The organism is Pedococcus sp. P2_E2, from assembly GCF_056403955.1.
On sequence record NZ_JBFUEM010000003.1, the window covers coordinates 152792 to 179059 of the forward strand.

The 26268-nt window shown below is 70.5% G+C and carries 23 protein-coding genes and 1 tRNA gene; 5 read left to right on the forward strand and 19 right to left on the reverse strand.

Annotation, left to right across the window (positions count from 1 at the left end):
- Positions 1 to 8 precede the first annotated feature (8 nt).
- Together AC1DWR_RS08980 and mscL are read left to right on the forward strand one after the other, a co-directional pair.
- Complete coding sequence (locus tag AC1DWR_RS08980) at positions 9 to 719, forward strand: SAF domain-containing protein (RefSeq protein WP_477624274.1); 711 nt, start codon at positions 9 to 11, stop codon at positions 717 to 719.
- A gap of 88 nt (positions 720 to 807) precedes the next feature.
- On the forward strand, positions 808 to 1167 hold the full coding sequence (mscL, locus tag AC1DWR_RS08985; protein WP_477624275.1) for a large conductance mechanosensitive channel protein MscL: 360 nt from the start codon (positions 808 to 810) through the stop codon (positions 1165 to 1167).
- Positions 1168 to 1276: 109 nt separating this feature from the next.
- Here mscL and AC1DWR_RS08990 read toward each other — a convergent pair whose 3' ends face one another.
- The 11 genes from AC1DWR_RS08990 to AC1DWR_RS09040 all read right to left on the reverse strand — a co-directional run bounded on the left by AC1DWR_RS08990 (position 1277) and on the right by AC1DWR_RS09040 (position 17535).
- A complete protein-coding gene (locus AC1DWR_RS08990) occupies positions 1277 to 5644 on the reverse strand; it encodes an AAA domain-containing protein (RefSeq protein WP_477624276.1) in 4368 nt (1455 codons plus the stop codon).
- An 87-nt stretch (positions 5645 to 5731) separates the two neighbouring features.
- Positions 5732 to 7051: an MFS transporter gene (locus tag AC1DWR_RS08995; protein ID WP_477624277.1), complete on the reverse strand. Its 1320-nt coding sequence runs from the start codon at positions 7049 to 7051 to the stop codon at positions 5732 to 5734.
- Positions 7052 to 7141: 90 nt separating this feature from the next.
- The gene (locus AC1DWR_RS09000; protein WP_477624278.1) at positions 7142 to 8197 is read right to left on the reverse strand and encodes a hypothetical protein; all 1056 of its coding nucleotides are present in this window, start codon (positions 8195 to 8197) and stop codon (positions 7142 to 7144) included.
- Positions 8198 to 8223: 26 nt separating this feature from the next.
- Positions 8224 to 8688 (reverse strand): hypothetical protein, encoded by a 465-nt coding sequence (locus AC1DWR_RS09005; RefSeq protein ID WP_477624279.1) that lies wholly within the window; start codon positions 8686 to 8688, stop codon positions 8224 to 8226.
- Entirely contained in the window at positions 8685 to 9218 is a 534-nt protein-coding gene (locus tag AC1DWR_RS09010; RefSeq protein ID WP_477624280.1) for a hypothetical protein, read from the reverse strand. Before AC1DWR_RS09010 ends, AC1DWR_RS09005 begins: the two co-directional genes overlap by 4 nt.
- A 125-nt stretch (positions 9219 to 9343) precedes the next feature.
- The gene (locus AC1DWR_RS09015) at positions 9344 to 9823 is read right to left on the reverse strand and encodes a hypothetical protein (RefSeq protein ID WP_477616047.1); all 480 of its coding nucleotides are present in this window, start codon (positions 9821 to 9823) and stop codon (positions 9344 to 9346) included.
- Between the two features lie 406 nt (positions 9824 to 10229).
- Positions 10230 to 10988 (reverse strand): matrixin family metalloprotease, encoded by a 759-nt coding sequence (locus tag AC1DWR_RS09020; RefSeq protein ID WP_477624281.1) that lies wholly within the window; start codon positions 10986 to 10988, stop codon positions 10230 to 10232.
- A 213-nt stretch (positions 10989 to 11201) separates the two neighbouring features.
- Positions 11202 to 14357 (reverse strand): ATP-binding protein, encoded by a 3156-nt coding sequence (locus AC1DWR_RS09025; RefSeq protein WP_477624282.1) that lies wholly within the window; start codon positions 14355 to 14357, stop codon positions 11202 to 11204.
- Between the two features lie 17 nt (positions 14358 to 14374).
- Positions 14375 to 15598, reverse strand: coding sequence for an NAD(P)/FAD-dependent oxidoreductase (locus AC1DWR_RS09030; RefSeq protein ID WP_477624283.1), 1224 nt, complete (start codon positions 15596 to 15598; stop codon positions 14375 to 14377).
- Positions 15595 to 16887, reverse strand: coding sequence for an NAD(P)-binding domain-containing protein (locus AC1DWR_RS09035; protein WP_477624284.1), 1293 nt, complete (start codon positions 16885 to 16887; stop codon positions 15595 to 15597). Before AC1DWR_RS09035 ends, AC1DWR_RS09030 begins: the two co-directional genes overlap by 4 nt.
- A 69-nt stretch (positions 16888 to 16956) precedes the next feature.
- Positions 16957 to 17535 carry an OsmC family protein gene (locus AC1DWR_RS09040; RefSeq protein ID WP_477616052.1) on the reverse strand — a complete coding sequence of 193 codons (579 nt, stop codon included), beginning with the start codon at positions 17533 to 17535 and terminating at the stop codon, positions 16957 to 16959.
- Positions 17536 to 17708: 173 nt separating this feature from the next.
- Between AC1DWR_RS09040 and AC1DWR_RS09045 the strand changes: the two genes are divergently transcribed.
- Positions 17709 to 17957 carry a hypothetical protein gene (locus AC1DWR_RS09045; RefSeq protein WP_477624285.1) on the forward strand — a complete coding sequence of 83 codons (249 nt, stop codon included), beginning with the start codon at positions 17709 to 17711 and terminating at the stop codon, positions 17955 to 17957.
- Positions 17958 to 18027: 70 nt separating this feature from the next.
- Here AC1DWR_RS09045 and AC1DWR_RS09050 read toward each other — a convergent pair whose 3' ends face one another.
- Positions 18028 to 18699: a hypothetical protein gene (locus AC1DWR_RS09050; protein ID WP_477624286.1), complete on the reverse strand. Its 672-nt coding sequence runs from the start codon at positions 18697 to 18699 to the stop codon at positions 18028 to 18030.
- Positions 18700 to 18911: 212 nt separating this feature from the next.
- A complete protein-coding gene (locus AC1DWR_RS09055; protein ID WP_477624287.1) occupies positions 18912 to 19820 on the reverse strand; it encodes an SDR family oxidoreductase in 909 nt (302 codons plus the stop codon).
- 227 nt (positions 19821 to 20047) lie between these two features.
- On the opposite strand from AC1DWR_RS09055, the gene AC1DWR_RS09060 reads away from it, so the two are divergent.
- Positions 20048 to 20123, forward strand: a tRNA-Arg gene (locus tag AC1DWR_RS09060).
- 28 nt (positions 20124 to 20151) lie between these two features.
- Here the strand turns inward: AC1DWR_RS09060 and AC1DWR_RS09065 are convergent.
- From AC1DWR_RS09065 to AC1DWR_RS09090, 6 genes are read right to left on the reverse strand one after another with little or no spacing between them, the layout of a single operon-like run.
- Positions 20152 to 21288, reverse strand: a complete 1137-nt coding sequence (locus tag AC1DWR_RS09065) for a tyrosine-type recombinase/integrase (RefSeq protein ID WP_477624288.1) — start codon at positions 21286 to 21288, stop codon at positions 20152 to 20154.
- Positions 21285 to 21488 (reverse strand): helix-turn-helix transcriptional regulator, encoded by a 204-nt coding sequence (locus AC1DWR_RS09070; protein WP_477624328.1) that lies wholly within the window; start codon positions 21486 to 21488, stop codon positions 21285 to 21287. Before AC1DWR_RS09070 ends, AC1DWR_RS09065 begins: the two co-directional genes overlap by 4 nt.
- Positions 21489 to 21520: 32 nt before the next feature.
- Complete coding sequence (locus tag AC1DWR_RS09075) at positions 21521 to 23053, reverse strand: replication initiator (RefSeq protein WP_477624289.1); 1533 nt, start codon at positions 23051 to 23053, stop codon at positions 21521 to 21523.
- 3 nt (positions 23054 to 23056) lie between these two features.
- Positions 23057 to 24607 (reverse strand): FtsK/SpoIIIE domain-containing protein, encoded by a 1551-nt coding sequence (locus AC1DWR_RS09080; protein WP_477624290.1) that lies wholly within the window; start codon positions 24605 to 24607, stop codon positions 23057 to 23059.
- 12 nt (positions 24608 to 24619) lie between these two features.
- The gene (locus AC1DWR_RS09085; protein ID WP_477624291.1) at positions 24620 to 24871 is read right to left on the reverse strand and encodes a hypothetical protein; all 252 of its coding nucleotides are present in this window, start codon (positions 24869 to 24871) and stop codon (positions 24620 to 24622) included.
- Entirely contained in the window at positions 24868 to 25332 is a 465-nt protein-coding gene (locus AC1DWR_RS09090; protein ID WP_477624292.1) for a plasmid replication, integration and excision activator, read from the reverse strand. Before AC1DWR_RS09090 ends, AC1DWR_RS09085 begins: the two co-directional genes overlap by 4 nt.
- Before the next feature lie 154 nt (positions 25333 to 25486).
- Here AC1DWR_RS09090 and AC1DWR_RS09095 point away from each other — a divergent pair, with 154 nt between their 5' ends.
- Positions 25487 to 26254: a GntR family transcriptional regulator gene (locus AC1DWR_RS09095; RefSeq protein WP_477624293.1), complete on the forward strand. Its 768-nt coding sequence runs from the start codon at positions 25487 to 25489 to the stop codon at positions 26252 to 26254.
- Positions 26255 to 26268 lie beyond the last annotated feature (14 nt).

Consider the following 26268-nt stretch of genomic DNA (forward strand, 5'->3'; position numbering starts at 1 on the left):
GCCGCGTCATGGCAGGCGACGGGCGGGTGGCTGGCGCGGTGGGGTGGCTGTTCGGTCCTGGCCGGCGACGGCAGTGGCGGCGTCGCGTGGTCCGGCGTCTGCTCGCCATCCTCTGCGCGATGGGCGCCGCCTTCGGCATGCTCGCGGTGGCCCGTTCCGCCGACTCTCGTCCGGTGGTGCGCATCGTGGTGGCAGCCCGGCCCATGGCGGTCGGCGAGGTGGCCTCCCCCGGTTCGCTGCGCGAGGTCTGGTGGCCCGCCGAGCTGGCTCCGCAGACCAGCATCCACACGCTTGCCGAGGTGGTGGGGCGACCGATGACGGCGCCCCTCTCTCCTGGCGAACCGGTGACGAGGGCTCGCGTCAACCGCAGCTCCCTGCTCGCCGGCCAGCCGGTCGACAGGGTCGCAGTGCATGTCACGGTGCCCGATCACGGTGCGGTGTCGATGGTTTCGGCAGGCGACAGGATCGACCTGTGGAGCTCCGACGGGCCCGTGGCGCGCGCGGTGGTCGTGCTCAGTGTGGACCAATCCGTGACCACCGACTTCGGGTCGGTGATCCAGGGTCAGGGGTCGTCCAGCGGCTACGCGCTCGATGGGGGTGGCGTGGTCGTTTCCGCAGGTCAGGAAGAGGCGCGACGCATCCTCGCCGTTCCGGAGGACGCCCTCGGCCGACCCCAGCTCGAGCTCGTGCTCACCCATGACTGGCCCGAAACCGGCTGAATCCGCGTTCTGGCCCCCGCACAGCGACTGCGGAGGTCGCTAGCGTGTCGCCCGTAGGACCAACTTCTAGGGAAAGGTCGCGACACCCATGAAGGGTTTCAAGGACTTCGTCATGCGGGGCAACCTCGTGGAGCTTGCCGTCGCCTTCATCATCGCCGGTGCCTTCGGCACCGTCATCAAGAGCTTCACCGACGTGCTGATGGGGATCATCGGCAAGATCGGCGACAAGCCTGACTTCAGCGCCTACAAGCCAGGAGGCCTCCTGGTGGGCGTCTTCCTCACGGCACTCGTGTCGTTCCTCATCGTCGCGTTCGTCGTGTACTTCTTCGTGGTGAAGCCGTACGAGGTGGCGAAGGCGCGCTACGCCGAGGTCGAGCAGGACGCCGCTCCGGACGAGAACATCATCCTGCTCCGCGAGATCCGCGACGCCCTCCAGGGCCGCGCCTGAGCTTCACCCGTTGACCCTGAGCTTCACCCGTTGACACAGCGCGAAGGCGCCGGCCCTGAGGGGACGGGCGCCTTCGTCGTGTGACACCACCGTCCATCGGGAGGGCGGGTCAGTCGGAACCCCAGTGGGGTGGGCGTTGTTCGCGCAGCCAGCGGTCGTAGGCGAGCTCCTCGTGCTGCTCGCCCCAGCCGACATCGGTGTCGTCCTTGGTCTGCTCTGGCTTCGGGCGTTCGGCCTTCTGGGGCCTGCTCTTCTCGGGCTCGGCCGGCTCGGGCTCGGCCGGCTCAGGCTCGGCCGGCTCAGGCTCGGCCGGCTCAGGCTCGGTCAGCTGGCCGCTCGTCGGCCCTGCGCCGCGCTTGGCCCTGCGGCCACGGGCGCGGCGCTGGCGGGCACCCTCGTCGGTGGTCGGGCTGAACTCCTCCTGGGTCGTGCCGGCGTCCGACTGAGCCAAGTCGTCGTCCCCGTCCGTCCTCTCGGACTCGTCCCCCATGGGCAGCATCTGCTGCCCACTGTGGCCGCGAGCCGGGGCCGCTGGAGGCACGGGAGCCGCGCTGTCCGCTGCGGCCGCTGGGGCCGCGGGCCTCCCAGTCGACGCCACGATCGGCTCCTGTGTCGGGCGGTTCGCGACGGCTTGCTGGACGGCAGCGTTCACCCGGGCGACATCGCGGGCGGGATCGCGGAACAGGTCGGTCGTCCAGACCCGGACGTGCATCCACCCGAGCCTGCCGAGCTGCTCGCCGCGGAGCCGGTCGCGGTCGCGGCTGCTGCGCATCGCGGCATACGCAGGCCCGTCCGTCTCGACGGCGACGAGCACGTGACCGCGGTGGTCCGGGTCCTCGACCGCGAGGTCGATGCGCTGGCCTGCCGAACCGTAGGCCTCGTGCACCACCAGTCCTGAGTCACGCAGTCGGCGGGCGAACTCGGCCCGCAGCGGGTCGACCCCGGCGTCGACGGGGCGGGAAATCGACCCTTCAGCCGCGGGAGAAGTCGATGTGCCACCCTGTCGGGCGACGCCATCGTCGGTGACCGGCGCGGGGAAGGTGCCGTCCGCGGCATACGCGAGGAAGTCACGGAGCATGACCGAACCGCGGGACTTGAGCCGCGCGGGGTCGAGGTCACTGGCGAGCAGCGACGAGACCACGGTCATCCGACGGCGGGAGCGGGTGATGGCGACGTTGAGGCGACGTTCGCCGCCCTCGAGGTTGAGCGGACCGAACCGGTGCAGCACTCGCCCGTGGGGGGTCTTGCCGTAACCGACCGACAGGATGATGGCGTCGCGCTCGTCGCCCTGGACGCGTTCGAGGTTCTTGACGAAGAACCGCTCGGGCCGGTCCTCGTCGAAGAAGTCGCCGACGCCGTCGGCCGCGTCGGAGGCCAGGGCGCGTCGGAGGGCGTCGTCGAGCCGGGTGGCGTGCCGGATGCCGAGCGCGATCACCCCGAGCGACTCGTGCGGGCGGGTTCGGGCGTGCTCGAGGACGAGCTCGACGACCCGGGCGACTTCGGCCTCGGTCGACTCGATGGCCTCCTCACCGGCCTGGACGATGCCCGACCCCTCGACCGACTCGAGGGTCACCACGGCGTCGGTGCCGGTGCCCGGGAAGGTGACCAGCGAGCCGTCGTACATCTCGCGGTTGGCGAATGCCACCAGGCGTTCGTCGAGCGAGCGGTAGTGCCACGAGAGCCGGCGCGTGGGCAGCGCAGCGGTCAGCACGTCGAGCACGGACTCGAAACCCTCGGTCAGCGCGTCCGTTTCCGGCGCTCCCTCCTCGTCGACGGCGGCGGTGAAGAAGCTGGTCGGCGGCAGCTGGCGTTCGTCGCCGGCCACCACCACCTGGTGCGCCCGCGAGATCGCCGAGACGGCTTGGGCAGGCGGGATCTGCGAGGCCTCGTCGAAGATCACGACGTCGAACCAGCGCCCGGGCGGCAGCACCGACGCGACCACGAGCGGCGACATCGCCCACGCCGGCTTCGCGGCCGTCAGCGTCTCGGCGGCCTTGGGCAGCAGCTCGCGCAGCGGGCGGTGCCGACGGGACTTGCCCGCCTCTGCGCGCACCAGCGCCTCCTGGTCGGGGTGGTCGGCCAGCACCTCGCGGAGCCGACGCCCGGCCCCGGCGCGCACCCGATCGGCGCTGGCGCGCAGGTGGGCGTGGTCGGCGGCGACGTACTCGCGAGCAACCCGCTGCAGCTGGGCTCCGTCGTGCGCGCCGTAGCTCGGGTCGCGCACGATGAGGTCCTCGGACAGGGAGGTCCACCAGACGAACTCGAGCTCGGCAGCGACGTCGTCGGGCTCCACGCCGCGACGGGCCACGTCGTCGAGAAAGGCTCCCATGCCCGCATCGCGCAGGGCGTCGAGCGTGCCGAGCACCTGGGGCACGACCGTCAGGCGGTCGGGGCGGCTGTCGAGCTCAGCCAGCCGCTCCCGGAGCTCGACCAGCGGCGCGCCGAAGAGGTCACCACCCCGGTGGGTCGCCGTGAGCCTGCCCTCCAACCAGGTGAGGTCCGAGGCGACCGATGCGTATGCCGTGCGCGCCCGGTCGAGGTCGACCGGGATCTCGGGCCGGCCGCCGGCTCCGGCCATCTGCGCCCAGGCGTTTCGCTGGACCTGGGCGTCGAGCAGGGCTGCGTGCAGGTCGGCCGGGGGCGGGCCGGGGCGCAGCAGCGAGCGAGCCTGACGGCGCAGGCGCCACCGCGAGTACCAGCCCAGGGCAACGCCATTCGTGTCGCGGAAGGCCTTGCCACCGGTCGCCGCAACGAGGTCGCCGAGCGGGATGTCGAAGATCTCGGGCCGGAACACCTCGAGGGTGTCGCGCACCCGGCCCACCGAGTCGAGCACGTGGCCCCAATCGCCAACGCGGTCGGCCTGCGGCAGGCTGACCTCCGAGAAGACGTCGTGCATCGTCTGCTCGAGGTCCTGCAGACCGCCCTGGCTGAGCCTGCTGGTGATGTCGCGGGCGCGCACCGCCTCCTCCGACGTCGCGATCCGCGCCCCGAACCACGGGTCGGCCCCCTCCTGCGTGGACCACGCACCCAGGGACGCGGCCTCGGTCAGCTGGCGGCCGAGCTCCTGCACCCTCTGTCGGTCGAGGCCGGCGAGCTGTTCGCCTCTGACCCGCACGCGTGAGGTGGGCGGGTGGGCGAGGCTGCCCAGCCTCGAGATGGCCTCCTGCGCCTGGTGGGCCGAGACCCCCCACGGCTGACGCACCTCGTGCAGGGCGGCAGCGTGCGCGACGAGGGTCGCTCGCCGGTCGACGAGGGCGTGCTCGATCTCGCTCGTGTCGGGGTCCTGCACCTGGGTGCCGCGGTCGAGGGCGGCCCCGAACTCCTGGGCCAGGCGTCGCTTGTTGCTCGCGCCGTCGTAGGCATCGAGGACGAGGTCGCCCAGGCCCACCCCGTCGAGGCGCGAGAGCACCGCGTCGATCGCCGCGCGCTTCTCGGCGACGAACAGCACCCGCTTGCCCTCGCCGGCGAGGCTGGCGATGAGGTTGGCGATGGTCTGCGACTTGCCGGTGCCGGGCGGGCCCTTGATGACGAGGTGGGCTCCGGAGCGGACCGCGTCGATCGCTGCCTGCTGGGTGGAGTCGGCGTCGAGGATGAGCAGCTCGTGGGACGGGTCCGAGTCCGCAGGCGAGTCCGGCACCGACGTCCTGACCGCGCGAAGCGCTCCTGGATCGCCCGCCAGTGCCGCCACCACGTCGTGGTCGGCCAGCGAATCTCCTTGTGCCGCAAGGTCAGCCACCATCGGGAGCTTGGCGTAGGAGAACGTCCCGACCACGAGGCGCGGCGAGACGGAGAAGTCCGGCACCGAGGCACACAGCTCCGTCAACGCGGCATAGACGGGGTGGGGGTCGAAGGCGCCACTCGCGTTGGCCATCTCCTCGAGGGCACCGGTGTCGAGCTCCAGCCCCTGCTCGGAGCGCAGGTAGTGCTCGAGGACCGGGTTGAACTCGACGTCGTTGCCCAGGTCGAGGTCGAAGTCCTCTCGGGCGGCGCCGGTCGGCTTGAGGACGCAGGACCGCAGCAGCACCGGCGCGGCGGGGGCGCGCGAGGCGCCACGCACGGTCCAGCTCGCCATCCCGATGGCGATGAACCCGGCCGCGATGCCGCGCTCCTCCGACAGCTCGAGGGTCTTGGCACGGATGATGCGGGCACGACGACGGGCCTCGTCGAGCGCCGCGGCCTCCCGGACCAGGTCGGAGAGCCGGGTCGGGCGGCCGGCGAGCAGCATGGCCAGCCCGCCGGGGTGCGCGGTGGTCAGGTCGAGGGTGCCGCTGGGCAGGTCGCGGTACCACAGCAACGTGTTGCGACCGCCGAGGTCGACGAGGTGCCGCTGCCAGACCTTGACCGCCTCCGCCACGCGGGTGCCGCGCGGGTCGGCGTCAACCGTGGGTGCACCCTCCTGCTCGGTATGCCGGGTGGTCGGGAGCGCGTCGCCGCTGGGCTGCGGCGCTGCTCGGGTCTCGTCGGTCGGCGGGGTCACCCAAGCAGGCTAACCAACCTGCTGGTGCCCACGGTCGGGCAACACGGGGTGGGACGGGAAAGCCTCACGCCGCGCCTCAGCCCGGGGTCACTCGGGCAGGACGGTCTCGGGCAGAACGGGGTCAGGTGACATCGACGTGGCGTGACCCGAGCCCGTGCCGTTCACACGGATGAGCAGCGACACCAGGGCCACGACGGCGGCGAGGCCGGCCGCGCAGGCGCCCAGCACGGCATACCCGAGGTGGCCGACGACGACGCCCGCGAGCGCACCGCCGCCTCCGGCTGCCAGCCCCATGACCAGGTCGGCTGCACCCTGTGCTCCGGCGCGCTCGGCGAGTGGCACCGACTTCACGACCAGCGTGGAGCCGGCGACGAGGGTGAACGACCAGCCGAGGCCCAGCAGGAACAGTCCGGTGGCCAGCCCAGCCGACCACCCCGTGGGGGCCTGGGCGGAGAGCAGCCCCGCGACCACGAGGATGACAGCACCCGCGAGACCGCACGACCGGCCGCCGAACCGGTCCACGGCCAGGCCGGTGAGCGGCGAGAACGCGAACATGCCCAACACGTGCAGGCTGATCACGAGGCCGATGATCCGCAGGCTGGCGCCGCCGTGGTGCATGTGCAGTGGCGTCATCACCATGACGCTGACCATGACGGTGTGCCCGAGGGCCATGGTCACGAGGCCGAGCAGGGCGCCGGGGTGGGCCAGCAGGGTGCGCCAACCGCGGACGATGGAACCGTGCTGGCGCTCGAGCGGCTCGGTGGCGATGGCAGCGGCGCGCTCCCTGGCGAGGAGCAAGGGGTCGGGACGCAGCCGGGTGAACAGCAGGACGGCGCCGAGCACCAGGCCACCGAGGGAGAAGACGTAGGGACCGGTCAGGGCCGGGATGCCGAGGAACCTCGCGACCGGCTCGCCCGGGCCGGCCAGGTTGGGCCCGAACACGGCGCCGATCGTCGTGGCCCAGACGACCGTGGACAGGTCGCGCCCGCGGTGGGCCTCGTCGGCCAGGTCGGCCGCGGCGTAGCGCGCCTGGCTGTTGGCGGCGTTGGACCCCCCGAACAGGGCGGCCCCGGCCAGGAGCAGTGGGAAGTTGCGGATCGCGCCCGCCATGATCATCGTCAGTGCGCCGATGATGCCGAGGGCGTAACCGACGAGCAGGCCCGAGCGGCGCCCGCGCGCGGCCATGACGTGGGCCATGGGGATCGCGATGAGCGCGCCACCCAGGACCTGGAACGTGCCCCCGAGCCCGGCGAGGTCGGCCGATCCGCCGACGTCCTCGGCGAGCAGGGCACCGACGCCCGCCCCGGCGGACACCCCCACGCCGACCAGGACCTGGGTGCCGATCAGGGTGCTGATGGTGCGCCGTTGGACCGACCTGTCGGGGGCGTTCGCGTCGGGCGTGGGCACCGCGCCAGTATGCCGCCCGCTCCCGACACCACGCCTCCCCCGCCACGCCCACCTGAGGAGTCCGCCCGGCCCCCTGACCGGGCGGACTCCTCAGGTGGCGTTGGTGACGGTCAGGGTCGCGATGCCGGTGGCCGTGAAGGCGATGCCGACGGGCGTCTCGTTGTTGGCGATGGAGATGGTCAGCTGGGTCGCGGTCGCGCCACTGCCTGCGGCGACCGTGGCCGTGCTCGTCGCACCGGACCTCGTGGCGGTGACGAGGAGGGCGGTCGGCGTGGTCGCCGGGTTGCCCCAGGTGTCGAGCAGGTTGGCTGTGGCCACCCAGTCACGCTTGCCGTTCACGGCCGGGTTGCTCGCGGTGCAGGTCCGGGCCGCTGGCGGCTCGCTGAGGGCCTGACAGGTCACGGTGACGGCGATCAGCTTGCTGGTCACGGCGCTGAGGACGAAGTTCTTGGCGACCCCGGCGGCGACAGTGGTGGTGGCGGAGCCGGTGACGGCGCCCGTGCTCGGTGTCAGGGTGACGCTCCCGGCGGCATGCAGGGTGACCGAGACGGTGGCGGCGCCGCCGGAGAAGGTCGCACTCGCAGGCAGGACGGCGGCCTTGCCCGAGGGGCTGGCGGCGACCGCGGCCCAGGTGAGTGCCTTGCTCCCCGCGTAGGCGGAGTCGACGGTGCCGTCGCACTTCTTCGCGGTGAGTGTGACGTTGAGGGCGGTCCCGGCGGTCGCAACAGCTGCGGAGACCGTGTAGGTGTCGGGGCCCGTGCAGCCAGTGGTGCCGGACGTCGGCGACGACGACGCGGTCCACGAGCCGATGGATGCCACGACTGAGTAGCTGTACGTGGTGGCCGAGGCCAGACCGGTGTCGGTGCACGACCACGGAGAGGCGACCGGGGCACAGATCGTGGTCGCCCCGCGATGCACCGCAAAGGTGGTCGACGGGAGCTGGCCGCTGGGCAGGGTACCGCTGACCACGAGGGAGGTCGCGGTCGGGGAGCCCACGCTGGGCGCGGCCGGGGTCACGAGCGAGGCGGCCGTCGCGGTGGTGCTGCCGGTGCCGATGACCGACCACACGGCATACGCCGGGATGGCGCCGAGGGCAAGGCAGACGGCGGCGGCGAGCAGCACGCGCACCGGGCGACGACGGGTCACGCGGCGGGTGGGTCGCTGGGCCGGTTTCACGGCAGCTGTCCGTCGGCCTGCATCGGGATGGTGAAGGTGGCGCCCTGGCAGTCCGACGACGACGCGGTCGTCATGCTCACGGCGTTGGCGAGGCTGAGCGAGGCGGTGCCACCGGCCGGCACGACCAGGGACGTGGAGCCGGGCAGCGAGACCGAGACGCCCGGCGTGGTGCACCCGGCGCTGGCGGTGACCGACCCGGCGAGCGCGAGGGAGGTCACGGTGACGGCGGCGGAGTTCGGGTTGCTGACGGTGACGAGGACGTCCGCGGCGCCACCTGGGTGCAGCAGGCCGGCCACCGTCGCCGAGACACCCAGAGCCTTGGGTATGCCGCTCGCAGCGGTGGCGGTGCCGGCCCCGAGAGCCGACCACGCGGCATACGCGATGCCGCCGACCATGAGCAGGGCCGTGGTGCCGCTGCACGCAGCGGCGAGACGACGCAGCCAGCGATGGTGCGTGGTCACGAGTTGCCGGTGCCCTGACCCTGGGTGGCCACACCACCGAAGGCGAGCGGGAACGAGACGTTCTTGCAGCCGTCCTGCGACGTGGCGGTGTTGAGCATCATGATCGTGAGGGGGATCATGATGCTCGACTTGCGCGGCACGAGATAGGTGCGCGCGCCGGGCTTGGTCGCCTGGTAGCTGCTGACGACGAGGTTGGTGGAGCCGGAGCAGGAGCCGTTCGCATCCTGGGGCGTGGCCGTGAGCTCGAGGACCTTGTAGTCCACGGCGTCCGGGTTGGTGACCTTCACCTGCAGCGTCTGCATCTGGCCGGGGCGCAGCTGGCTGACGTTGCCGACGGCGGCGAACGGAGCGTGCCCGGGCGGGCTCTGGGCCAGACCCGCACCGCTGCTCGCCACGACGCGCAGCGCGCCCGGCTGGCGTGCGGGCTCCGCCTTCGTGCGCCAGTGCCCGCAGGCGCCGAGGAGGCCGAGGAGCACCACCACGCCGATCGCGACCGCGAGGATGCGGCGCTGACGCGGGGTGGTGGTCATGAGGTTTTCTCCCGAGGCGGTGATGAGCGGGGTGGTCCTGCTGGCAGTCGAGGGGCGGCCCGGCCGCCCGGTGGCATCGGGGGGGGTGATGCCACCGGACGGTGTTCAGGGGCGCGACGTCACGATCAGTTGCTGGAGAAGACCAGGTCGACGGTGACGTTCTTGCAGTTGTCCTGGTTGGTGGACAGGTTGTTCATCGCGATGGTGGCCGGACCCCAGGCGTCGACGCCGGAGCCGGACGCGATCTCGTGGGCCGTCGCGGCCGCCGGCACGATGGTGAAGTCACTGGCGGTGCAGGCGGGCTTGAGGGCGTTGGCCTGCTTGGACCAGCCCGGGGCCACGGCAACGGTGACCTGGTTGATGTAGACGGAGCCGGCGTTCGTGTTGTCGAAGTCGCCGGAGACGTCGTGCGCGGGGCCACCCGGGTAGAGGCCGGTCACGGCCGCGCTGGTGGCGTTGATCTTGACGGCGACCACGCTGCCGGTGGAGGCAGAACCGGTGCCCGCGCCACTGGTGCTCCAGTAGGCGAAGGCGACCCCGCCGACGATGAACGTGAGGGCGGCGCCCGTCGCGACGGCGGCGGCGCGCTTGCGGTTGAACTGCATCGGGGTTCCTCTGTTCGTGGACGGTGGCCGGCCTGGTGCGTGGCCCCTGTGAGGATGATTCGATCGCGTCGAACAGGCTCAGGACGGGACATCGAGCAATATGAACCCCCGAAAGGGTCATTGGTTCTACTGGAAATCCCCCGGTTGGGTCTGCATTTGGTAAAGAACCCCCTGTGGTTGCCATTCGTGGTGTATAAGAGCGAAACGCACGCAAGGGCCTTGGTTGGCGTCCGCGAACAGCCCTTGGGCACAAGAGGGCTCGTCCCGGCGCCCCGTCCCGGCAAGCACGCGGCATACACAAACGACTGCCCGCTCGCTGGTGGGCGAACGGGCAGTCTGTGTGCCAGGCGGTCGTGACGCCGGGCAGTCTGTGGTGGGCACCGTGGGTGCCGCGCTGGTGTCGTGGCTAGCTGAGGTCCCTCAACGGCATGTATGCCGTGTTGATGCAGCCCGAGGCCCTGCCCACCTTGGCGAGGCCAGTGCGGTCGCCGGCGTAGAAGAGCGTGGGGGAGCTCGTCCGGATCGAGGGGTACATCTGCTGGTGGGTGTCGGTGACGTGCTGGAGCCCGACGGCGTGGCCGAGCTCGTGGGCGAGCAGGTTGCTGCGCCGGAGTCCGGTGCCGGTGCCGCCCTTGGTCTGCTGGAGCATCTGGGGGGTGTCGATGACGACGAACCCGCGCTGCGCCGCCACCGTGTAGGTGGTCCGGCCGCTGACCGTGCGGGAGACGTAGCCGTAGTAGAGGCCGCCCTGGCCGAGCGTGGAGCCGGCGAGCGAGTAGTTCGTCCTCGACGGCGTGGTGAAGGCGATGACGAGCTCGGCGGACTGCGAGGCCATCGACCCGACGCGGGGGACCTCGGTCGTGGTCCCCTTGTAGCTGAAGACGAAGGAGGTGTTCGCGGCAATCTTCGCCACCGCCACCTTGGTGTCGGCCAGGACCGTGGAGCGCAACGAGCTCGGCACTGCCGACAGGTTCACCTTGTAGGTGATCGCCTTCTGGCAGCCGTTCCAGCGGACGACCCGCTTCGACCCGTCCGGCAGCGACGCGTACGTCAGCTTGTAGGTCGCGATCGCGCCATCCGCGGTCTGCGGCGCCGCGGCGACCACAGCGGTTGCCAGGGCCGCCGGGGCGAGGACGGCCCCGAGGACGGCGATGGGCTTGCGCATGAAACCTCCGTACGAGCGCCACGGACGCGACGCTGCGGGCATGAACCTAGGAGCGCACGTCCTGTGGAGGAGGTGGAAACGGTGCGACCTCATCCATTTGGCTGAGGCTGACCTAGCCAGATGGCGGTGACGTTCGACCTCGAGGTGTCGCCGACGTCACGGGATCGGTGTCACCTGCGTCAACGGTCGGGCGTCAGCGGACGGGCGTCAGTGTCAGCGGACGGGTGTCGGCGTCAGCGGGAGGCTGGCCCCAGAGGAGCAGCGGGCTGCGTCCAGCACCTGACCGGCGCTTCGGAAGAGCTCAGCCGCCTCGGCGAGCAGCCTGAGGGCCTCGCCGGTGTCGCCACGGGCCGCCGCCAGGTGGGCCTTGGCCTCGCTCACGGCGGCTGGCCAGGCGGTGCCCTCCCACTTCGCGGCCGACAGCTCCGCTGCCGCGAGGTGACGCTCGGCGGCGGGGAGGTCGCCCGCGTCTGCGCAGGCGATGGTGGCCGGGATCTCGAAGGTCACGGTGCAGAAGGGACAGAAGTCGGAGTCGCCCATGCTGTCCTCGGCCCGCTCGACCGCGATGCGTGCGGCGACGGGGTCGGGGGCGGCGAGCACCATCGCGCCGTGGATGCGCTGCAACAGGTGCGAACCGATCACCGACCACCGCGCCAGCGGCAGGGCCTGGCTGAGCAACCTGGTGGCCTCGGGCCGGTTGCCCTGGGCCAGACGCACCTCGGCCAGTCGCTGGAGCGCGTGTGCTTCTCCCGCCGGTGCATCGGCGTCGCGGTGGAGGTCGACAGCCTCCTGCAGCTCACGTTCGGCGAGGTCGAGGTCGCCCATCAACAGCGCCGCCTCCCCGATCAGGGCCGTGGAGAAGGCCACCCCGCGCAGGGCGCCGAACTGCTGCGACCGGCGCTGGAGACCCCGGGCCAGCTCGATGACCTCGGCGTAGGGAATCCCTCCGTAGAGGAGGTACTCGGCGACGCAGAGGTGCGCGTCGAAGAGTGCGGTGGTCAGACCGGCGTCGGACAGGGTGCGCCGCAGCTCGATGCGGAAGCGCTCGAACCACTCGCCGCGCTGGTGCGCGATGAGTCCCTGCAGCGCCACGAGGTCGACGTAGCGCCACGGGTCCTTGGGGGTGAGCAGGGACTCGCGTGCCTCGACGGCCAGGTCCCACGCCCCGTCGATGTCGCCGCTGAAGTAGGCCATGTTGCCCCGGGCCAGCAGGATGGGTCCGTCCGCGTCGTCGCCCAGCAGCTCCAGCCCGGCGAGCGCGGAGCGGGCGGTGTCGAAGTCGCTGGCGAAGCACGCCGCGCGGGCCAGCCGCGCGCGCACCAGCCGGTGCTCGACCCCGGTGGTCAGCGGCACCGCGGCGCGATAGCTGGCGACCGAGGCCGGGTCCCCGAGGGCCGTGAGCAGGTCGCCGCGGCGAGCCATCAGGTGGCCGAGCATCTCGCCCGTCGCATACTCGCGGACGGCGTCGACCAGGTTGAGCCCGTCTCGGTAGGCGCCCAGCGCTCCCGCGGTCTCGACGGCCGGGAGGACGTAGGAGATCGCCTGTCGCGGCTGGCCGGCCGCGAGGTACTGGTGCGCGATCCGGGCGGGCGGGGCGCCCAGCCGGGCCAGCTCCCGGGCCACCTCGACCCGGGCGGCGCTCTGGACCGCTGGCGCCATGGCGTCCAGCACCGCCTCCCGCACCAGGGCGTGGCGGAACTGGTAGCCGGTCTCCGACCACTCGATCACGAGGCTGGACTGGGCGGTCTCGAGGTGCTGGTAGGCCTGCGCCTCGTCGGCGCCGGCCACGGCCAGGAACTCGTCGGTGGTGAAGGACAACCCGAGCAGCGCGGCTCGCTGCAGGGCCCGGAGGGCGTCGGGCGGCAGGCTCGCGATGGCCGCTGGTTCGCGACCGGTGGCCGCGGCCGCGCCGAGCTCGAGGGCGGTGAAGGGAAGGCCGCCGCTGACGGCCCAGATCTGTTGCTGGGTGGCCTCGTCGAGGTCGGGGAAGCGTTCCTGGAGCAGGCGCAGGGTGGCCGCCTCGGGGAGGGGCGCGACCTCGATCCGCGAGCCGATGCCCCTCGCGACCAGGCTGGCGTGGACCTCCTCGAGGGCCGCGTTGTGGGCGGTGCGGTGCGCCAGCACCAGCAAGACCTGGTCCGTCACGGCGCACCGCGCGAGGTAGTGCAGGAGCCGCAGCGACGCCTCGTCGGCCTCGTGGATGTCGTCGACGACGAGGAGCAGCCCGCGCCCCGCGGCGCCGAGCCGCAGCAGCTCGGCCGCCGCCACGAAGAGTCGCTGGTGGGCGCTCTCCCCGGACCACGTCACCTGACTTTCCGAGAGGGCTCGGTCGAGCTCCTCGCGGTACCGGTCGTCGAGCCCGTCCAACAGGGCGGGGTGCCGTCGACACAGGTCGCCCAGCGCCTCCAGCACCGAGGCGTAGGGCCACGGCCCCTCGACTGCCGACGCCGTGCCGCGGGCGACCCGCCAGCCCGCCCTCCGGGCCAGGGCCTCGGAGAGGTCGAGCACGCTGGACTTGCCCACGCCGGGTGGTCCGGTGACCAGGACCGCACCGCCGTGGCCGCCCTGGGCAGTCGCCAGCCGTTCGCGCAGGAGGTCACCCACCGCGCGCCGTCCGACCAGTCGACGCTGCTCGCTGCCCGCAGCCGTAGCGCCGGGTGGCGTCGCCGGCGCGGCCAGCTCGGCGCGCAGCGACTCGGCCTCCGCGCCCGGGGCGGTGCCGAGCTCTCGACGGAGAGTCAGCTCCAGTCGCTCGAGCTGACGCATGGCGGCCCTGACGTCGCCCCGGTCGGCATGGGACCGCGCCAGCGCGAGGTGGGCCTGCTCGTCGGCGGGGTCGACCTCGAGCAGCTCCTCCCACCTGCCGGTCAGGCGCAGCAGCTCGCGGCGGAGCTGCTCGAGTGACTCGCGGTGCTCCTCTGCCCACGGCTCGTACACGTCGTCGGGGAGCAGCACCCCGGTGTGCAGGTCGAGGGCGGCTGCGGCAGCCTCCGTGCTCCGTCCGGCGAGGGCGGCTTCGGCCGCGGCCCGGAAGTCGACGGCGTCGATGCTGACCTCGTCGTCCGGCAGGAGCTCGACGAAGTCATGGCTCAGGACGATGCCCCTCCCCGCGGCCTCCAGCGCCCGCCGCGCGTAGTGGGCAGCCTGGTGGAGGCGCGGCCCGGCAAGGTCCGCCGACAGGGCGGGCCACAGGGTGTCCATCACCTGTTCGCGGTGCAGCCGCCGTCCCTTGGCCAGGGCAAGCAGCTTGACGAGCGCGCTGGCATTGCGGCGGCTCCACTGCTGGTCCGTGACCGCGGAGCCGCCGACGGATACCGAGAACCCCCCGAGGAGGCTGATGCGCGCGTCCATGGCCGGTGCCGATCTCAACGAGATCGCCTTCAACGCTAGCGACCGGTGCCGGGCATGTCAGCCAACACAAGTGCGCCCAAACCGGTGGCAACCGGGCGAGACGGACGCGGCGGCAGGCTCTGGAGCAGGCTGACCTCGTCGCTCATGGCCGAGCTGACCTCGCGCAGCAGCTGCTGGATCTCGGTGGCGCCCCAGTCGTACCCGGCGATGCGGTCGCTCACCTCGAAGAGCTGCAGGGACAACGCGTCGCGCCTCGCCTGGTACCCCGCGAGGGCGATCGCCTCGGGCTGGTCCCCCGCCCACGTCGAGAGCAGGGCGTCGGCGAGCAGCTCCGCGTCGCGCAGGGCGTCGGTCATCCCGTGAGTCGTGATGGGGTCCCGGAAGTAGCCGGCGTCACCGACCAGGGCCCAACCCGCGCCGTGCGACCGGCGGATGTGGCCGTGCTGGCCTGACCAGCCATGCAGCCGCCCGTCCAGCGTCGCGGCCCGCAGGCGACGCCGCAGTCGCGGCGCCGCCGTGCCGAAGAGCTCGGTGAAGGCTGCCTCCTGACCGTTTCGGCGCAGCTGCCGCAGCCGCTCCGGGGACGTCCCGACGAAGACGTTGGTCTGCCCGTCGTTGGTCGGGATGAGCCCCGCCGCGGTCCCCGAGCCATAGGCCCATTCGTAACCCTCAGTGGGCATTGCGTCGAAGTAGCCGTAGAGCACAGCTCCGCGCGCCCGCGAGCGTCGCTCGACGGCTGCGTCCACAGCGGTGGCCACCGTCGACCTGATCCCGTCGGCGCCGATCGTCAGCTTCCCGTATGCCGTGAACGTGCCGTTCGCGGCGTCCACGCCGCGCACCCCCGTAACCCTCCCAGCCGTGTCGGTGAGCACCTCGGTCACGGTGACCCCGTGCCACACCTCGGCTCCTGCCTGCGCGGCGGCGTCGACGAGGATCCGGTCGAGGACCTGGCGACGCGGCGCGTAGAGGGCGGTCACGCCCTGGCTGGCACGGATCGAGATCCGGACCGGGGCGGCGTCCGGGTAGTGGAAGAGCGTGCGGGTGACCGGCGGTGTGCCCGCCGCGACGACGTCATCGAGCAGGCCCCACCGGGACAGCTGCAACACCCCGGCGCGCATGAGGCCGTGGGTCGACAGGGTGTCGGAGCCATAGGGGCTTCGTTCGAGGAGCAGCACCTTCGCCCCGGCCGTGGCGAGCAGGAGGGCAGTCGAGGCGCCCGCCACGCGGGCGCCCACGACCACGGCGTCGTAGGTCTTCACGACGCCCACCCCTCGAGCCGCTCGTCGAGGGCTTCGGGGCCCTCGGCGGATCGTGAGGAGGCTCCGACGAGGTCGGAGACCACCATGGCGGCGTCGTGCCTCGCACCGTCGACCATCCCCGAGTCCCGCCGGTGCTGGAACCGCTGCCCGACGACGTACACGCCCGGCGCCTCGGTGCGGCCGCGGTGCTGACGTATCGAGCCGTCGGGTGCGGTGATCGGCAGCTTCAGCCAGGGGTGGCTCTGCGAGTAGCCCGTGGCGAGCAGGACGGTGCCGATCCCCTCGGCCGCGAGGTCGAGTGCTGTCGGATTGCCTTGCAGCGCAATGCTTCGTGGACGCTCGGCTGGCCAGACCTCGCTGACGAGACCGCTCTCCTCGATGTGCCGGTCGACGACGTCGAGGAACCGGTGCATCCGGTTGTCCGCGCGACCCACCGAGTCGAGGAGGTCGTCGGCGAACCGCACCTTCTGCCCCTGCGCCTCCACGAGGTGACCCGCCAAGCGGACACCTCGGGCCTGCAGGAGGCCCAGGTCGAGGTCTCGGGGACCACTCTGGTGACCCCTGCGCCCGACGAGCTGCATGGACGGCTCGCGTCGCGCAGCGTCGGGGTCGCGGACCTCCTCGATCGTGCGAGCGGTGCGACCGGTGCGTTCCAGCCACCAGTAGATGTCCATCCCGCGGTAGCGGCGCGGCATGCGGTTGTGCCGCCCCACGGCCACGACGACCTCCCGGCCGGCAGCAGCGAGCTCGTCGGCGATCTGGACGCCGGAGGCCGACGCGCCAACCACCAGCACTCCGCCTGCGGGGAGCTGTCGGGGGTTGCGGTAGGCGGCCGCGGTGGTGAGGTGCACGCCAGCGTCCAGGTCTTCCACCGCCGCCGGGATGCGCGGCTGCCCGCCGGGCCCGGTCGCCACGACCACGTGACGAGCCAGCCACGTCGCCGAGTCGGTGACGACGCGGTAGCCCTCCCCCACGGCACTGACCTCCACCACCCGCACACCGGACAGGACGGGCGCACCGAAGCTCGCGGCATACCTCTCGAGGTAGCGCACGAAGTGGGAGGCGCTCATGAAACCGTCGGAATCGGTGCCGACGTGGACCCACCCGGGGAGGCGGGCCATCCAGTTCGGGGTGAGCAGGTGCAGCGAGTCCCAGCGGGCGGTGCGCCAGCTCTCGGCGACGCGGCCGCGGTCGAGGACGACGTGGTCGCGGCCTTCGAGGGCGAGCAGCCTGCTGACGGCGAGGCCTGCGTGACCGGCGCCGATGACGACGGTGTCGATGGCGGACATGGTGGTGCTCCTTCTGGTCGCGCCCCGGGCCGGGATCGCCGGCCCGGGGGCGTTCCCGGGGTGGTTCGTTCAGCCGGTCACGACGGTGACGGTGACGGGCGTGGGGTTGGTGATGACGTCGTAGACGGCGGAGCGGCGGCGCGACTGCTCGACGATCCCCCGCAGCGTCTCGTCGTCCGCGTCGCCCTCGATGTGGAAGGTGACGCGGATGTCCTGGTAGCCGTTGCGGACCGAGCCGTCGGACAGGCCCAGGATGCCGAGCAGGTCGATGTCGCCCTCCACGGTCGAGGTGACCTTGGTGAGGGTTACTCCCCTGGCGGCGGCGATGTTGGCGATCCCCGCCGTGAGGCAGCCGGCCAGCGCGTGAAGGAGGTACTCCACCGGGGTCGGAGCGTTGTCGGCGCCGGTGAGGACGACCGGGTGGTCGGCGTCCACGACGGTTTCGGTCTTGTGCACCAGCTCCTGGCCGGCGCCGTAGAAGCCGTGGATCCGCGACTGGCTGTGGGCGCCGGACAGCCAGGTGTTCTCGGCGCGGAACTGGAACGTCGCGATGTCGTTCTGTCCCTTGATCGCGTCGAGGGTGGCGAAAAGGGTTGCCACGTCCACGCCGTTCAGCGGTGCACGTGTTGCGTATGCCGTGTTGCTCATGGTGTTTCTCCTCCGGTGAGCCCGTCGTCGGGCTAGGTTGTTGATGTGAGGAGAGACGGTAGGAACGGGACCTTCCGCGGACCTTCCGGCGGCGTTCTTGGACCGCGGCCCGGGCGGAAGGTCGCGGGAAGGGTCCGGGGTCACTCTTCTTGGCACCCAACCAAGGAGAGGAAATGTCTGAGCTGACAACGCTTCTGCTCGAAGAGCAACGCCGGGCGGCCAAGGAGGCCCTTCACCCGGCGCGGCAGATGGCCTACGAGCTGGCGCTCGCGAAAAGGCTCGAGGGCCGTTCGCACTGGTGGTCCCAGTGGTCGACCCGCCTGTGGACCTGGTGGCCGACCCGGAGGACGACCCGGCGGACGACCCGCAGGACGACCGGCCGGACGGCAGGCCGGATGACCCCGAGTGAGGCCGAGTGCTGAGGGGCCCCGCGAACGCGATCGGCTCCCGGGCACTTGGTGCCCGGGAGCCGATCTACTGGTCGGTTGAAGGTCAGCCGACGGCGGTCACCACGAAGCTCACGAAGTGGTTGTCACTGCCGTCAGCGCTGCGCACGTCGAGCCGGACGCTGCCGTCACCGGTGATCGGCCCGCAGAGGTTCTGGTCGATGATCATCTGACCGCCCGGCACCAAGGCCTGGACCATCGGGATCGGGCACCCGTTGCCGACGCCGGAGCCGGTCGGGAACGTCCCCGCCGGGATGTGGATCTGCCACGAGCCGGTGCCCACGTGCGTCACCGTGAAGGCAGCCGTGCCCGACCAGATCGCGAGGCTGGCTCCTTGGAACTCACCGGCGAACGTCTTCGGGGCGTCCTTGCCCGCGGGTCCCTGAGGACCGGTGGGTCCGGCCGGTCCTGTGGCGCCGGTTGCCCCAGTCGCGCCCGTTGCGCCCGTGGCGCCGGTGGCGCCCGTCGGGCCTTGGGGACCCGTGGGGCCCTGGGGGCCGACGGGTCCGGTCTGGTTCCAGGCGAGGGCCTTCTCGGGGTGGCGACAGTTGGTGCCGGCCGCGACGACCCGGAGGTTGCCGTTGGTCTTGTTGTAGCAGGCGTGGATGACTCCGTCGGAGCCCGGGATGAGGCCGGCGGCATAGGCGGTGCCTCCCGAAAGTCCGAGGCCGACGACGGCAGCGACAGCGATGATTGCGGTCCTTTTGGTAAAACGCATAGTGGTCCCTCTCCGTGCAAGGCATGAAAAATGGCAGGAGTGAGAGAGGGCCCCACGACTGCCCCGCTCAGAAGTGGATCGAGTCGGCGTCCCCGTCCGATCCGTCGACGACCCCCAGCATGATCCGACGCCCTGCGGCTGCGTGGCTTATTTGTCGTTTCTTGACGTTCGGCTGTGACTGGTGAGTTCTGAGACGTCAACCGCGCCGTTTGTCACCGATAGCGCGATGGCGGGAGGGCGGCCGCTTGCTGGTTGATCCAGTCGCTGGCTGAGCGGGGTGTGATGCCACGCTCGCGCAACGGGGCGTCATCCCAGGTGATCTCGGACTGGTCCATCATGACGCCGAGACCGATGACGCTCGCCATGGCGTCGCCACGACGGCCAAGGAGCTTCATCACCAGCTGCGCCACGGGCAGTGGCGCGCGCCGGACTGTGATCGACCTGCCGGTTGCCCGCTCGGCGACAGCCACGCATTCGTTGCGGCTGATGGCTTCCGGGCCCCCGAACTCGATGAGCTGAGGCGGGTCGGACTCCGTGGCGACCGCCGCCACCAGGGCCGCGACGTCCTCGGTGCCGACCCATCGGTGCTTCGTGTCCCCCTTGCCGAAGGTGGCGACCTTGCTTGCCGCCATGTCGAAGCGCCCCAGCGGCGCGAGGTGAAGCTCCTGGAACGCGTCAGGCCGAACGACCACTCGTCGCATCGGCGACGTCGCGAGCCGGCGCTCGGTTGCGGCCTTTGCCCGCGACATGGGCATGTCCGGCGATCCATCAAGGCCGGCATAGGAGACATAGACGAACCGCCGGACGCTGCTGGCTTCCGCTGCCTCGATGAGGGCGGCCATGCCCTGCTCCTCGACCTCACGGATCGTGGGCCCCTTGGCCCCCGCAAGCCGTCGGCCGATGACGGTCGCGCTGGCGACCACGACGTCCACTCCATCGCAGGCCGCGTGCAGCGAGGCTGGGTCTGTCAGGTCGCCCTGAACGACATCGACCCCGGCAGCGCGAAGGGCAGACCCGTCCGAGCCCGCTCTCACCAGGCAGCGAACCTGCTGGCCGGCGTCGAGGAGGCGACGCACGATCCGGCCGCCAAGGTCACCTGTGCCACCCACCACGAGGATCATGGAAACGGCCTCCCTGGATCGCCTGTGATGGCCTCACACGGTTCGGATCAGGATCGTCCCGGCCAACGACCAAGGTCAACCCGCCAGGGGTTTACCCGACCGCAGCCGGTCCACGCATAGGTGACCGGCGGACAAGCATCCCTTCGGTTGGGCTAACCTTCCTCTGGCATGGCCTCGTCTGCTGTATTTCCAAGCGAGTCTTACAGCGAGGGTTTCGGCCATGCCCCGCCCTCGTAGCTCAGGGGATAGAGCACCGCTCTCCTAAAGCGGGTGTCGGCAGTTCGAATCTGCCCGAGGGCACCACCACGTTTCCGCAGGTCAGAGGCCATATTCAGGCCTCGCTGTCGCTCTCCGAGATTGACGATTTCGACTGCTGGGTACCCATTGGGTTCCCAAGAGCCCTGTTGACCCGGTCCAGGGCCGCACGGTCGGCGTCCGTCCCCATGAGGTGCCCGTAGGTGTCCAGCGTCAGCTTCGCCGTCGAATGACCGAGCCAGGACGAGACCGTCTTGATGTCCACCCCGGCCGCGATCCACAGGGATGCCGCCGTGTGCCGCAGGTCGTGCGGACGCCTCCCGAGGCCCGTCGTGTTCCAGTGAATTTGCCGCCGCCAGTTCTGAGCGTGGAGGTACCCGCCCTCGGGCGCGGGAAAGAGCAGGTCGTTCGGATCCTTGTCCTCCGCCGCCCTCATCACCACTGGCAGGACCAGCTCCGACAACGGCACCATCCGGGATCGACCGCTCTTGGTCGTGGCCCGCTCGATGACCGCACCCGTCAGCCCGGACTGCGGAATGGATCGCTTGACCACGATCCCGGGATAGGGAACCGACACCACGTCCCGGACCCGTAGGCCACGAAGCTCGCCGAACCGCAGGCCGGTCAGAGCCAAAACCAACGTGATGTCGGCACCTTCGGGCGACAGCTTCCGCTGGGCGTCGACCACGTCCAGGAGTGCAGGGACCGTGAACGGGTCGACCTCGACTACCTTTCCCGTCCTCGAGTCGGGGTGCGGGAGTGGGACGAGTTCTGCGGGCGAGACCTGCAACCGGCGCGTCTTGACGGCATACCTGAACAGACCTCGCAGGGTGGTCCGGACCCGAGCCGCTGTCCGCACCGACCGCGACACTGCCAGGTCGACGAGGAATCGCTCGACCAAAGGAGGCGTGACCGATGAGATCGGGAACTTCCCAAAGGCCGGCACGATGTGGACCCGGAGCGCACTTTCATCCGACTCCCACGCCCGCACCGACACCTGGCCCTTCCTCGCATCTCGAAACTCCTCCGCCAGCTCGCGCACGGTGATCCGACCGGCAGCCGGAGCGACGAACTCCCCCGAGTGCAGGAGCCGCTTCTGCTCGATCTCCCACCTGACCGCGTCGCCGCGACGATCGAACGTCCGATCAGCGACGACACGGCTTCGGTACTTCACCTGCACGCGCCACTTTCCGTTGGGGCGCTTGATGATCACGCCGGTTCCTTCTGCGACTCCAACCACGCCAGCAGATCCTTCGGCGTCCAGAAGCAGCGCTTGCCGATCCTGATCGCCGGAGCGAACCGACCGTGATACCTCAGGTGGTTCAACGTCCCCACGCTGATGTGGCACCACTTCGCCGCCTCGTCTGGAGACAGCAGCACCGGAGCCTGCACCTCATCGATTTCCCTACTCATGACCTTCACCCCTCGATTGATTTCCCTTGTTATCACTGCTGATTCGCACGCTTCGCTTCTGCTCGGTGCTGGGCGTATTCACGTGCTCGGGCGGCGGCGGCGCGAGCCAGGGCGACGTCACCCTCGGTGTCCCACCCAGTTCCGACGAATGACCAGGACCCGACGACAAGCGTTGTTTCGTCTTCGTCGTCCGCGAGCAGCTGGGCTTCCATCGACGCCAAGTCGATGGACATGTCGGTGCGTTGGGCGTCAGCGATGAGCACCTGGGCTCGTCGCCGGGCGCGACGCAGGGCACCGAGCGTGACGGAGTAGCGGCGCGACTTAGTGGAGAAGTGGCCGCGGAACCCGAGGGCGGTGTGCCACTTGCCGAGCAGCCCGTACGGCAGATCCCTCAAGGCACACGGCATTTGGTCCGCTACCCATTCGTCCTCGATGAGAGTGGCGAACTCGGCTGCTACGACTTGGATCCGGCGAAGGTGCGGATTGGACGCCTCGCCGTCGACGGTGTCGGTGGCGGACTTAGTGGAGTACTTGGCCAAGTAGCCGGCGACCTGCTCGGGAGCCAACGGGCCGTTCGGATCATCAGTGCGATGACCGACCTTCACCGGTCGGGAGTCGACTTGGGCACCGAACGCCAGCATCCGGGGCACGTCACCGGCGAACACAGGTGGTGCAACGAACCGAACTGCGCGGACGGCTTCCTCGACGATCTTGGCGAGCAGCTGGGCGGTGACCCCGTCGGGTGCTGGCGCAAACGCGTCGTCGGTCTTGGGTCCGTCCAGGCGGACGAGGGCGTGGAAGTGGATCAGGCCGCGCCGCTGGTACTCGGCCACCTTGGAGTACTGCACGCACGCAACGTCGTTGAGCCGGGATTCCTTGACCCCGAGCCTGCGCGACAGCACCCGCTTGATCCCGATGTTGAAGCGCCGCCACAGTTCCGGCGCCCACCACTGCCACACGATGTGGGAGGTGTAGTCGTAGCACTCCCAGCACAGCGGCTGCCCCAGCAGCTCGTCCCCGTCCCCATGCTTCTGGTGGCAGGTGGCGGGTCTGCCGTGCTCGCACCGCGTGGCCTTCGAATGGGGTCGACAGCGGCGACCGTTGTCCCTGACCCCGTGAACCTGCCCGAACGACGGCGCGGTCACGGTGGCGAAGACCAGCGGGTTCTCCCCCACCCGTTCGGGGACACCCTTGCCGCCCGCAACCCCGGCCTTGATGAGGTGGAACATGTCGGCCGCGTACACCCGTGAGCAGGAAGGGCACTCAGACGCTCGGCGGTTGCCGCACCGGATCAACGTCGTCCCGAGTGGTTCGTTGTCGGAGGAGTACGTCGACAGGACCTCACCCGTCCGTGTGTCGAGGCGCATCGAGGAACCAGTGAGGTGGATCGGGTTGGTGCACGAGCCGACCCGGGCGACCGCGTTCGACCAGTCCTCGAAGTCCGGGGAAAGCAGCCGAGCCATGACCTGTGCGGCGACCCGGGACGAGGCCAGGTCGAGGTTCAGGGCAGCCTCGTCCCCGAACCCGGGAAAGGGTTCACGAGGCGCGGTCGAGGTCGAGGTCATGGGTCAGGCCACCTCGGAACCGTTACGGGCTCGGGGCTTACGCGGGGTCCGGGGCTTCCTGGGCTTCGCCGCTCCGTCAGGCGCTGGGGTGCGCGCTGGGACCGGCTGTGGCCACGCGTCCAAGGGGTCGACCGACTTCGGTGCTCGTGGTGCCGTCAGGGCAGGAGACGCGGTCACCGTGGCGGACAGGCCCGCGATGTCGTCATCGGTCAGGTAGGAGGCGCGGACTCTGCGGATGGCGCGGGTGCCCTCGACCCGGACGAACGCCACCCCTGGGGTTCCTTCGTTGATGTGGTCGGCGGTGGCGCCCATGTCCCGGGCTCCTTCGCCGAGGACCATGTCGACCTGGATCGGGTTGTCCAACCGCATCGCCACCCGGGTGGGGAACAGGTCGCGCCACCCGACAACGTCCTTGCCGGGGTCCTGCACTGCAGCCAGCACGGTGATCCCGACCGCGCGGCCCTTGGTCAGCAACAGGCCGAGGGCCTTGTCGATCCGGCGCACCACGTCACGTTCGGCGAACGCGGTCAGGGTGGCGAGCTCGTCGATCACGGCCAGCAGGTGGGGAGAGTCCGGGGACGGTTGATGCTTGCGGATGCCCAGGCTGGCCAGCCTCTTTGCGCGAGCGTCCATCACGGCCACCAGGTCTTCGAGCAGGTCGCACATCGTCTCCGGGGTGCCGTCCTCGAACCGGGAGAACAGCCGTTGCCCTGGGCGCAGTTCCATCCCACCCTTGGGGTCGATCGCCCACACCTGCACCCACCCGGCATTGATGGCGGGCGCGAGTCCGCGGAGCAGGGACCACAGGATGGAGCCCTTGCCCGCACCCGTCGCCCCCGCGATCAGGACGTGCGTCTGCCACAGGGAGAACCGCCACTCGGTGCCGTCCTCGTGCCGCCCGACCGGGATCCCGGCAAGGTTCACCTCCGGTTCGGACCGGACCGGCAGGGGCGCAATTGTGTCGGCGAGGACGTCGGTGCGGTGCAGCTCGATCCACACCGACCCCGGCCCCGACGCGGTCACTCGGGCTTCGCGGACCCCGAACGCGACGGCCAGCGCGTCAGCCTTGCGGGCGTAGTCGTCGAGAGTGAGCCCGGTCGGGATCGCCACCCGCAACCGCACGATCCCGGCCGCGGTGACCCGAACATCCCCCAGTCCCCCATACACCCACGGCTTGTTGGCCCCGGTGTGGTCGTGGACGACGAGACCAACCCGTGGGGCGATGCGTCGCCATTTGCCCGGATATGTCATCAACAGCCACACTCGAGCCAGGCGTGGCCGGACCTGCCCCCTGTATGTGTCCGGCCACGCCACCCGCCACACCGCCAGTCCAACGACCAGAGCGACGAGCACGGCCAGGACAGCGAGGTGGCCGGCGTACCGGTCCAGCACCAGCAGCGAGCCTGCCGCCGAGGCGACCCGGGGGCGACGGATCGCGAACCGGACCAGCCGGAACACCGATCGCACCGCCAGCAGCACGAGCCGCACGACCGCCTCGATCACCATCGGCACCGGCTCGTCGCTGCCGAACATCGGACCCCTGGGCACACTCATCACGAACCCCTCTCAGGCCGACCGGCGAGCGTCCGCCGCGACCGTCATCACCCGGGACTGGGCCGCACCAAGGGCGGAGTAGGCCCGGTGCATTCCACGGCGGACCTCGTCGTCAGGGGCGTTGACGAACTCCCGGACCAGCTTCGCCAGCTCGGTGCGGACCCCATCGACGCGGGCGACCTCATGGGTCAGGACCGCCGGGAGGTCCTTCACCTCCACGTCGAACGCGTCCGCCCACTGCACCGCCTCCACCGGGCGCATCACGCCGCACCCTTCTCAGCCGGCCCTTGCGTCTTGGCAGCGGTCGACCCGTTGGGCTTGGCACCGGGGGCGTGCATCCCGTCCGCGCGCAACGACCAACCGATCTTCGGCCGCTTCCCACGGTCATCGATCCACGCCGTCACCGTCAGGTTCTCGAACTCCACCGGCCGCAGCTTCTGACCCTCCACCTTCGACGGAGGCACCGGCTGCACATCGGCAGCGATCTTCACCGTTACCTCACCCTGGTTCTTGGGCGCCTCCTCGTCATAGTCAACGACCCTGACCTCCCACACCCGCAGACCGGACTCCTTGTCCCGCACCTGCACGTCCCCCGGCTCCCGACCCTCAGCCTTCGCTGCCTGGATCAGATCGAAGTCCTCCACAGCGGCGACCGACCCGCGCATCCCCACACCCTCAGGGAACACGTCCTCGAACCGGACCCGCATCCTCTGCTGAATAGCCATGACACTCCCTCTCGTAGTGGAACCACTTAGAGGTGGTTCTATTGAGGAACGTACCATATGGGCGATTTTAGAGCCGGTTCTATTTGCCAACTTTTTACTTTGGGTTGATTAGCAGTAGCGTTATGGCAGGTCAGAGCACGGCTGGAGGCATCGGATGGGCATGGGCTATCGAGAGCTTGCGGCGCAACTGCGCGGCGAGATCGAGCGGGGCGACTACAGCCCCGGGTCCACGCTGCCCAAGCAGGACGACCTGGCAGCCGAGTTCGGAGTCAACGTCAAGACCATCCGCAACGCCGTTGCCCTCCTCGAGGCCGAGGGTCTGGTGACCCCGGTTCGACGACGAGGGACCGTCGTTCGCGAACGACCACCCATGCGGCGACTTGGGGCCGAGCGGTACTCCAAGAGCAAGTGGAAGTTCGGCGATAGTGTCGCGTTTATCGCCGACCGTGAGGCATCCGGACAGCCGTGGCAGCGCACCGACCAGACCCAGACCGTCGAACTGGTCAGCACACCACCAAGGGCCGTCGAGGTGCTCGGCGTCGAGCCCGAAAGTCAGGTCTACGCACGAGCTCGCATCGTCAAACAAGAGGGCCGGCCGACTCACACGCTCACGAGCTACTACCGGCCTGAGGACGTCGAGGGCACTCCCCTGGTCGACCCCTCTCCGGGGCCAGCAGGGCGTGGCGGTGGCTTTGCTGTCCTCACCCTCCAGGGCCTTGAGCCGCATGAGGTCACCGAGACGTTCCACGCCCGAATGCCGACCCCGGACGAGATCTCGACACTGGAACTCCCAGCCGGAGAGCCAGTGATGATCCTTGAGCGGATCACGAGGACCAAGGACGGGTATGCCGTTGAGTACGCAACCGGAGTCCACGCCGCGTCGCGGTTCTCGTGGACCTACACCTACGACATGCCCGACTGAGGAGGCGGCCGTGA

Excerpts from the sequence above, each read along its gene's own strand:
- AC1DWR_RS08980 (WP_477624274.1), top strand. The coding sequence starts at position 9 with ATGGCAGGCGACGGGCGGGTGGCTGGCGCGGTGGGGTGGCTGTTCGGT.
- mscL (WP_477624275.1), top strand. The coding sequence starts at position 808 with ATGAAGGGTTTCAAGGACTTCGTCATGCGGGGCAACCTCGTGGAGCTT.
- AC1DWR_RS09010 (WP_477624280.1), bottom strand. The coding sequence starts at position 9,218 with ATGACCACCACCCCGCGTCAGCGCCGCATCCTCGCGGTCGCGATCGGC.
- AC1DWR_RS09015 (WP_477616047.1), bottom strand. The coding sequence starts at position 9,823 with ATGCAGTTCAACCGCAAGCGCGCCGCCGCCGTCGCGACGGGCGCCGCC.
- AC1DWR_RS09020 (WP_477624281.1), bottom strand. The coding sequence starts at position 10,988 with ATGCGCAAGCCCATCGCCGTCCTCGGGGCCGTCCTCGCCCCGGCGGCC.
- AC1DWR_RS09035 (WP_477624284.1), bottom strand. The coding sequence starts at position 16,887 with ATGTCCGCCATCGACACCGTCGTCATCGGCGCCGGTCACGCAGGCCTC.
- AC1DWR_RS09040 (WP_477616052.1), bottom strand. The coding sequence starts at position 17,535 with ATGAGCAACACGGCATACGCAACACGTGCACCGCTGAACGGCGTGGAC.
- AC1DWR_RS09045 (WP_477624285.1), top strand. The coding sequence starts at position 17,709 with ATGTCTGAGCTGACAACGCTTCTGCTCGAAGAGCAACGCCGGGCGGCC.
- AC1DWR_RS09050 (WP_477624286.1), bottom strand. The coding sequence starts at position 18,699 with ATGCGTTTTACCAAAAGGACCGCAATCATCGCTGTCGCTGCCGTCGTC.
- AC1DWR_RS09055 (WP_477624287.1), bottom strand. The coding sequence starts at position 19,820 with ATGATCCTCGTGGTGGGTGGCACAGGTGACCTTGGCGGCCGGATCGTG.
- AC1DWR_RS09070 (WP_477624328.1), bottom strand. The coding sequence starts at position 21,488 with ATGAGTAGGGAAATCGATGAGGTGCAGGCTCCGGTGCTGCTGTCTCCA.
- AC1DWR_RS09075 (WP_477624289.1), bottom strand. The coding sequence starts at position 23,053 with ATGACCTCGACCTCGACCGCGCCTCGTGAACCCTTTCCCGGGTTCGGG.
- AC1DWR_RS09080 (WP_477624290.1), bottom strand. The coding sequence starts at position 24,607 with ATGAGTGTGCCCAGGGGTCCGATGTTCGGCAGCGACGAGCCGGTGCCG.
- AC1DWR_RS09090 (WP_477624292.1), bottom strand. The coding sequence starts at position 25,332 with ATGGCTATTCAGCAGAGGATGCGGGTCCGGTTCGAGGACGTGTTCCCT.
- AC1DWR_RS09095 (WP_477624293.1), top strand. The coding sequence starts at position 25,487 with ATGGGCATGGGCTATCGAGAGCTTGCGGCGCAACTGCGCGGCGAGATC.